The sequence below is a fragment of the Campylobacter concisus genome (genome assembly GCF_050447505.1).
GTDB lineage: Bacteria > Campylobacterota > Campylobacteria > Campylobacterales > Campylobacteraceae > Campylobacter_A > Campylobacter_A concisus_BP.
Genome location: NZ_JALMFZ010000003.1, coordinates 22,343 through 28,342 on the forward strand (window position 1 = coordinate 22,343; position 6,000 = coordinate 28,342).

Genomic DNA, 6,000 nt, shown 5'->3' on the forward strand with positions numbered 1-6,000 from the left:
TTGCTTGTGATATTTAAATTTACTAAAGTTAATTAGTCTTGACTGGGAGATGTGATGTCACGAAATTTCGTCATAAATTTCTCTATCGCGCTCATCTAGGCTGCAACAAGAGAGCCAAATTTCTTTTGTTAAATTTTAAAACGCCTCTTAATAGCTCTTTTGTAGCCAAATTTGCTTATCTATTTTTATGTGTAAATTTATCTTGATAAAAGCGTGCTAGGTCTTTGCCATGCTTTAATGCTAGCTCGTAGTACGGCATGTCTGGGTCCTCTTCTATCATCTCATAGAGCTTTTTACGAAGCTCTGGCAAAAGGCGAAGATCGCTATAATCTATCCTCTCTTTATACGCTGGCAAGCCTTGTAAAAGCAGGGCATTTGAGTAGTTTATGCCGCCAGTTTTGCTGCCAGTAATGTTAAATTCATTCTCATATTGCGTGCGAGTTAAGCTTGTTGGTATGCTAAGCTCTCCCCGTTGTAGGCAAATTTTATCATTGCTACTTACGATATACTCTGGAAATTCTAACTCTTTGTAGTTGATATCTTCGTGATCATAATAGACCCACTTTATGCCGTCTTCATTTTTGCGGTTGAAACTGCTTTTGTAGATGAAGCTACCCGGGATTATAAATTCACGGCTTTTTAGCACCGGCGTATCTGCTATATCTTTATAAACAGCAACCAAATAGCAGTCACTAAAAAAATCAAGCGGCCAAAGAAGGCCCTCATTCGCTCGCTTTACAAGGCGGTTTTTAATATCAACTAAGATTTTGCCAAAGAAATATCTCTTGTAGTAGTCGTTATAGACGTAAAATATGTCGCCCTCTTTGAGTTTTGTCTTATCTGGCATTTTATAAATTTAGCTCTTCCAGATGTTTTTATTTAGCTCCAGATCGCGCATGATCTGCAAAAAGTCGCTGATACTTGAGATGTAGTTTTGCACACTCTCATTGCTATTTAGTGGCATTTGAAGATCAGGCTCAAAGCTATCCTTTCTAAGATCGATCGCGATGAAAATTTCATTTTTTAAAAACACTGCCGAGAGTGGGGCGTTAAATTTAGTTCTTAGAGTGGTTAAATTTTCCATCAGCTTTGGCGTCAGAGCGTATCTAGCAGCGATCTGATCGGTCGTGTAGGTCTTAAAAAGCTCATTAAATTTAGGATTATCCATCACAGCTAGCTCGCCCTCGCTTCTTAGATCAGATGTTCGCTTTTTATCGCAGACGTAGATCGTGGCGTTTAGTTCTTTTTTAAACTCAGCCTTTAGCAAAATGCCTTGAAATTTCACAGTTGTAGTGGTGCGTTTCTCGCCTTGTGTCTCTTTTGCCGCATAAAAATCGCAAAGCTTAAACTGCGTCTCATCGATCTGTCCGTAGATCATATCTTCTGCGTAGTGTCTATTTACATCAGCGTCGTAAATTTTATAAAAATCGTTCAAACTTAGTCCGCCATTTGCGCTGAAATTTAGACCATAGTTTTTTACGATGACGCCAACTACTTTTTGTTTAAATTTTGCTATAAGCTCGTTTTTTAGCCCATTTATCGTCTTGCCAAGATAAAAAACTCCGCCGATTAGCAAAAAGAAAAATAAATTTCCAAGGTGCAGTGATGCCAAAAAACCACTTACAACTATGATGCCAAGAAAGCCATAAACGATCATTTTAAAGGCTTTTTGCCCCATGGCAAGACGCTCTTTTTCAAGCTCGTCAAGGTCGCTTAGATCGATGCCTTTTAGTTCATCTGCTTGCATTTTTTATGCCTTATTTTTTGAAAAGATCACCGACGTTTGGAGCAGCAGCTTCATTTTCAGGGATATCAAAAAAGACATCTTTGTGAAAGCCAAACATTGAAGCTACGATGTTTGAAGGAAACATCTGTGTGGCGTTGTTGTAAATTTCAACAGCTGAGTTGTAAGTACGTCTGGCAGCTGAAATTTGCTCTTCGACCTCGTTTAGCGTGCTTTGGATGTGAAGTAAATTTTGATTTGCTTTTAGGTCTGGGTAGTTTTCTACGCTTACTCTTAAACCATTTAGCAAGCCTGAAATTTTGTTATTTAGCTCAAATTTCTCCTCATTTGTAGAGGCGCTTCTAGCACTCTCTCTAAGGGCAGTGATGTTTTCTAGTAGGCTCTTTTCATGCACCATGTACTCTTTTGCGGTAGCTACTAAATTTGGTATAAGGTCATATCTTCTTTTTAGCTGTGCGTCGATGCCAGCCTCCACGCTTTTTACCTGGTTTTGCTTTGCAACAAGCGAGTTGTAAAGGCTGATGAAAAAGACAAAAATGACTGCGACAACAAGTATCACGATGACTAACGAATTCATAACTTTTCCTTTGAAATTTAAGTTTGTTGTAGTTTATCCAAAGTTGCTTAAGAGTATTTAAACACCGAGGTTGGGTGATTAAATTTAATATTATAATTTAATCTTAAATTTTACATATAATTTATATAATTAAAAATTGTTTTTTATGAGGAGGATAAATGAGAACGGTAAACGTAAAAGATATAAAAGAGACTGTTGCAAAGCTTTGCAAACAAGCCTGTTACGTCGTTACACCAGATCTAAAGGCTGCTTTTACAAAAGCACAATCCACTGAGAGCTCATCTCTAGGTAAAGATATCTTGGGTAAAATTTTGCAAAATGCCAAGCTAGCAGAAGAGGGCGTTGCGCCTATTTGCCAAGATACTGGCATGACTGTTGTCTTTGTCGAGATCGGTCAAGACGTGCATATAGAAGGCGGATATATCGAAGATGCGATCAATGAAGGTGTTGCGAAGGGCTACACTGAGGGCTATCTTAGAAAATCAGTCGTTGCTGAGCCACTTTTTGAGAGAAAAAACACTACAAACAACACTCCAGCAGTCATTCACACTAGGATCGTCCCAGGTGATAAGCTAAAGATAAAAGTCGCTCCAAAAGGCTTTGGTAGCGAGAATAAGTCAGTTTTAAAAATGCTTGTGCCAGCTGATGGCATAGAGGGCGTTAAAAAGGTATTTTTAGAGGCTGTAAAATACGCTGGACCAAACGCTTGCCCTCCAATGACGATAGGTGTTGGTATAGGTGGCACTATGGATAAAGCAGCACTTCTAGCCAAACAAGCTGCAGTTCGTCCAGTAGATAGCAAAAACGCCGATGCAAGATATGCAAAACTTGAAGATGAGCTTCTTGAGCTTGCTAGTAAAACAGGCGTCGGTCCTCAAGGACTTGGCGGCGATACAACTGCTATAAAAGTAAATGTCGAGTGGTATCCAACTCACATCGCAGGCCTACCAGTAGCCATAAATATCAACTGCCACGCTGCACGCCACGCAGACGCCGAGCTTTAAGGAGATAACATGTCAGAAGTCAAAAGAATAACAGCACCATTTGATAAAGAGGTGGTAAAAAGCCTAAAAGCAGGCGACAATGTCCTAATCTCAGGCACTATCATCGCAGCTCGTGACGCCGCTCACAAGGCGCTAACAGAGGCTCTAGCACGCGGCGAGAAGTTGCCAGTTGAGCTAAAGGGCGAGACTATCTACTACGTCGGACCAACTCCAGCCAAGCCAAACCAAGCTATCGGCGCAGCAGGCCCAACAACAAGCGGCAGAATGGACAAATATACACCAACTATGATCAATGAAGTTGGCATAAATGGCATGATCGGCAAGGGCTACCGAAACGACGCCGTAGTCGAGGCTATGAAAAAATCATGCTGTGTTTATATGGTCGCTATCGGTGGCATCGGAGCGGTCATTAGCCAAAGTATCAAAAAATATGAAGTTTTGGCATATCCAGAGCTAGGACCAGAAGCAGTTGCAAGGCTCACAGTAGAGGACTTCCCAGCGATAGTCGCTATCGACTGCGAGGGCAATAACTTCTACGAAGTCGGTCAAGCACCTTACAAAAAAATCTAAATTTGATCCGCTAGCAGCCTAAGCTAGCGGAATTTCTTCTAAAATGAAAACTTTTTACAACGATCAAGCAAAGCCACTACTTAAATTTTTCACCAAAACCAAAAGCGAGCTAGTAAATTTAAAGCTAAAGCAAATTTTAAACGAGGGCTTTATCTCAAAACCGCAAGGGATATTTTTAAAAAGCGCCATAAGAAAAAGGCAGAAATTTGAGCAAAACAAGACGCAAAATGAGTGGTCGCTAAATGAGATAGTAGTTTTTGAAAGCGAGTATGAGAGCCCTGAAGAGTATTTTAGCGATGTTGGGTCGTTTGTTGTGAAGCTTGCTAGTAAATTTAGAGCAAGCGATCTTGGCGAGGAGATAGTGCTTGCCGTTTCGTTTCAGGCGCTGCAGTTTATCACGCTGGATAAGGAGCAGTTTAAATTTATCTACGAGGACTACGACGAGAGCACAAACTCCGTTCACATCAAAATTTACGCCAAAAGAGAAAACGACGAAATTTTACTATATAAAGATAGGATAGGGGGCTACAAAACCGAGGCGCTAATCGTTTACGAGGTGGCTAGTAGTAGCCAAGACACATAGTCTCAGTCAGTTTTATGCGCTTTTCAAAGGGTGCTGGCGAGAAAAATTTGCACTTTTCTATATAAATTCTATACGAGTAGCTAAGCTTAAAATCATCATAAAATTTCTTTAAATTTAAAAATTTGATACCGCAAATTTCATGAAATTCAAAAAGCTCATAAATTTTTGAGCCATTTTTCGCCACGAGGTGCGAAGGGGCAAGCGAGGTAAATGAGCAAAAAACGCCAGTTGGCACAAGACCATTTAAGGGCGTGCAAGCTTGCAAAGCGCTTGCAAATTTCTCTGGGACGCTCTTTTTTCTAATAAAAACGATGCGCGAGTTTTCAAATTTAGCGCTGATCGCATTTTTCCAAAAGAGGTAGGCGTTTGATGAGATGCCGGCGTTTTTGGCAAGCTGAGCGCTAAGCACGTAGTCATCTAAAAATTCGTTTGGTGCAAGGGTTATTTGCATCTTTGTCCTTTTGAAATTTTGCTCATTATAGCCTTTGGTGCCTAAAAATTTAGAAATTTATAGTAGGATTTTGCCAAATTTCAAAGGATAAAATATGAAAAAACAAATTTCAACAAAAAACGCCCCACAAGCGATCGGACCATATTCTCAGGCGATTAGCGCGAATGGATTTTTATTTATCTCAGGTCAGCTTGGCGTCACACCAGCGGGTGAGTTTGCAGGTAGTAGCGTAGAGGCTCAAGCCGAGCAATCACTTACAAATTTACAAAACATTTTGGCTGAGGCTGGACTTAGTTTTGATAATGTCGTAAAGACTACGATCTTTTTAGCAGATATGGCAGATTTTGCCAAGGTAAATGTCACATACGCTAAATTTTTCAAAGAGCCATATCCAGCTAGAAGCACGGTGGCTGTGAAGACTTTGCCAAAAGATGCACTTGTAGAAATTGAGGTTATCGCAGCACAATAATATCACAACTGTACCCAAGTACAATATACAAAGAAGATTAAAATGTCTTAAAATTACGTAAAATTTATTTTACGATAAGGATAGACATGCAAACTCAAGTAGGAGTAATCAAACAAATCTCAGGCTTAGTGGTAGCTGTAGATCAAAATGGCGTTAGCCGCGTTTTAAAAGTTGGCGACGCTTTATATCTTGGGGAGGTTGTAAAGACCTCTTCAGCTTCTTCTAAAGCCGTAGTTTCAATGGACAATGGCAAAGATGTCACCATCTTGGGTGATGAGTCGTTAAAACTTGACGAAAATGTAGCCGCAGGACAAAAACCAAATACCGTAGCAGATGTTAGTGACTTGCAAAAAGCGTTGTTAAATGGCGAGGATCTAACAAAACTAGAGGAGACTGCCGCTGGTGGTAACGCAGCCGCAGCTGGCGGCGGAGATGGCGTGAGCCTTGGGGCAGCGTCGTTTGATGAGGGCGGTCACTACTCAAACATCAATGAAAATTTCCGCTCTATAGGTGATCTAAATAGCGCAAGAGGTGCTGAGAGGATAGGCGGTGTAAGTGGCGCAGCTGATAATGCTGGTGGTGACGCTGGTTTTGTAGATACT

9 protein-coding genes are annotated in these 6,000 nt (G+C 40.6%); 5 read left to right on the forward strand and 4 right to left on the reverse strand.

Annotated features, from left to right (window positions below):
- Positions 1–175: 175 nt before the first annotated feature.
- Genes MTT09_RS10625 through MTT09_RS10635 form a run of 3 tightly spaced genes read right to left on the reverse strand, consistent with a single transcriptional unit; the run spans position 176 to position 2,321 of the window.
- A complete protein-coding gene (locus MTT09_RS10625) occupies positions 176–847 on the reverse strand; it encodes a sugar transporter (RefSeq protein ID WP_429803789.1) in 672 nt (223 codons plus the stop codon).
- Positions 848–856: 9 nt separating this feature from the next.
- Positions 857–1,747: a DUF3137 domain-containing protein gene (locus MTT09_RS10630; protein WP_429803790.1), complete on the reverse strand. Its 891-nt coding sequence runs from the start codon at positions 1,745–1,747 to the stop codon at positions 857–859.
- Positions 1,748–1,757: 10 nt separating this feature from the next.
- Positions 1,758–2,321 (reverse strand): LemA family protein, encoded by a 564-nt coding sequence (locus tag MTT09_RS10635; RefSeq protein WP_429803791.1) that lies wholly within the window; start codon positions 2,319–2,321, stop codon positions 1,758–1,760.
- Positions 2,322–2,479: 158 nt separating this feature from the next.
- On the opposite strand from MTT09_RS10635, the gene MTT09_RS10640 reads away from it, so the two are divergent.
- The 3 genes from MTT09_RS10640 to MTT09_RS10650 are packed head-to-tail and all read left to right on the forward strand — an operon-like array spanning position 2,480 to position 4,478.
- On the forward strand, positions 2,480–3,325 hold the full coding sequence (locus MTT09_RS10640) for a fumarate hydratase (protein WP_429803792.1): 846 nt from the start codon (positions 2,480–2,482) through the stop codon (positions 3,323–3,325).
- Positions 3,326–3,334: 9 nt separating this feature from the next.
- Positions 3,335–3,895 (forward strand): Fe-S-containing hydro-lyase, encoded by a 561-nt coding sequence (locus MTT09_RS10645; RefSeq protein WP_021092611.1) that lies wholly within the window; start codon positions 3,335–3,337, stop codon positions 3,893–3,895.
- A 43-nt stretch (positions 3,896–3,938) separates the two neighbouring features.
- On the forward strand, positions 3,939–4,478 hold the full coding sequence (locus tag MTT09_RS10650; protein WP_429803793.1) for a hypothetical protein: 540 nt from the start codon (positions 3,939–3,941) through the stop codon (positions 4,476–4,478).
- On the opposite strand, the gene MTT09_RS10655 is transcribed toward MTT09_RS10650, so the two are convergent.
- Positions 4,456–4,929 (reverse strand): cysteine permease, encoded by a 474-nt coding sequence (locus MTT09_RS10655; RefSeq protein WP_429803794.1) that lies wholly within the window; start codon positions 4,927–4,929, stop codon positions 4,456–4,458. The genes MTT09_RS10650 and MTT09_RS10655 overlap by 23 nt on opposite strands.
- Before the next feature lie 94 nt (positions 4,930–5,023).
- Between MTT09_RS10655 and MTT09_RS10660 the strand changes: the two genes are divergently transcribed.
- Both MTT09_RS10660 and MTT09_RS10665 read left to right on the forward strand, forming a co-directional pair.
- Entirely contained in the window at positions 5,024–5,398 is a 375-nt protein-coding gene (locus MTT09_RS10660; RefSeq protein ID WP_021090165.1) for a RidA family protein, read from the forward strand.
- Positions 5,399–5,484: 86 nt separating this feature from the next.
- The coding region (locus MTT09_RS10665; protein ID WP_429803795.1) for a retention module-containing protein at positions 5,485–6,000 on the forward strand (516 nt) is incomplete at its 3' end.